This window comes from Bradyrhizobium sp. 23 (assembly GCF_023073295.1).
Classification (GTDB): domain Bacteria; phylum Pseudomonadota; class Alphaproteobacteria; order Rhizobiales; family Xanthobacteraceae; genus Bradyrhizobium; species Bradyrhizobium canariense_D.
The window spans coordinates 1-1,394 of the sequence record NZ_JADPJF010000028.1; the positions used below are offsets into that span (position 1 = coordinate 1).

Here is a 1,394-nt window from a genome sequence, read left to right on the forward strand (position 1 = left end):
CGGCAAGGCCGCCCAGCGCCATCATCAGCATCAGCCGCTCGGTCTCGCCGATGGTGGCATTGGCGTTGACCTCGATGCGCTGCTGATCCGCCGTCAGCTCCGATCGCAGCTCACCCGAGAGCTTGAGAATGGACGCGGCTGTCTTGGTCATCTCGCCGTTCAGCTTGACGATGACCTTCACGTTCTCGGTGAGCTTTGAAAAAGAGGCGCGGTACTGCTTGAGGAGATTGCTGATCTCGGTGACGCGGTCGGTGATCTTCTGGTCGTTGGCATAGATCGAGACCAGCAGGGTCTCCAGGAATTTGATGCGGGCGGTCACGCCGTCGGCGGTCTTCGGCTCCGGCTTGGCGACGAAGGCGCTGACCGAGGTGGAGACCGCCAGATATTGCGATGTGATATCCTTGGCCGTACCCTGAACCGAGTTCAGGCCCGCCAATGCCGCGGTATCGGCAAGATCGTCGAACTTGAACCGGATCTTGTTGCCGACGCTGTTGAGCTCCTCGGTCGCGATCTTGCCGTTCTCGCGCGTCAACGTGATGATCTCGCCGAACACCTTGGTGAAGCTCTTGAAGTCGGCCTCGAGCCTGCCGACCTGCTCGCGGCGGGCTGCGCCCGTGGTGGCCGCCGCCGACTTGGCGATCGCGGCCCTCAAATTCTCTTCAGCTGCTTTGGCTGCGGTCTCATCATCCGCCGCGCCGGTCAGCGTGTAGGCCCGCGCCAAGCCCTGGTAAGCGATCAGCTCGCGATCGACCGTCCGCGCAAGGTCCGCTTCGGCGACGCTGGAGCGGTAGGAGGCCACGGCGGCCTGAATCCGCTCGAAGCCGAAATACGCGAAAGCCATGCTGACGGCGAGGATGGCGAGCACCGCCACGAAGCCGAGGATGATTTTTGCGCGAAAACGCAAGGTGAGCAGCTTCGATCTGGTCGGCTTCGACTTGACGGGCATTCCCCACCCCATTCCATTCGCGGAAAACCAGGCGCAGCCCGGAAGCAGCCCGCTTCCTGACGCGTGAGCACGGTAAATGGCAAAGGATAAGCTGCGGTAAATTTGTGGCGCCGCAACCGGCGGTTACGTGACGCAGGGTCTCGTCGTCCTGGCCTCGTGCGCAATCGCGCACGGGGGGCCGGGACGGCTGAGCGCTTACGCCGCCCGGATATTCCCCATGAAGCGGTCGAGCTCGGCGCGCAGACGGGTGCTTTCGGACGACAGCGTCTTGGCCGAATGCAGCACCTCTTCCGAGGCCGAGCCGGTTTCGGCGGCGCCGCGGTTGACCTGGCCGATGTCGGTGGCCGCGGTCTGGGTGCCCTGCGCGACGGTCTGGACGCTGCGCGCGATTTCCTGCGTCGCGGCGCCTTGCTGCTCCACCGCGCTCGCAATCGAGGTCGAGATCGAC

Annotated in this window: 2 pseudogenes; both read right to left on the reverse strand. The window is 64.2% G+C overall.

Annotated features, from left to right (window positions below):
* Nucleotides 1-946, reverse strand: a pseudogene (locus IVB32_RS04105) (methyl-accepting chemotaxis protein); the annotation flags it as partial.
* A gap of 195 nt (nt 947-1,141) precedes the next feature.
* Nucleotides 1,142-1,394: pseudogene (locus IVB32_RS04110) on the reverse strand (methyl-accepting chemotaxis protein); the annotation flags it as partial.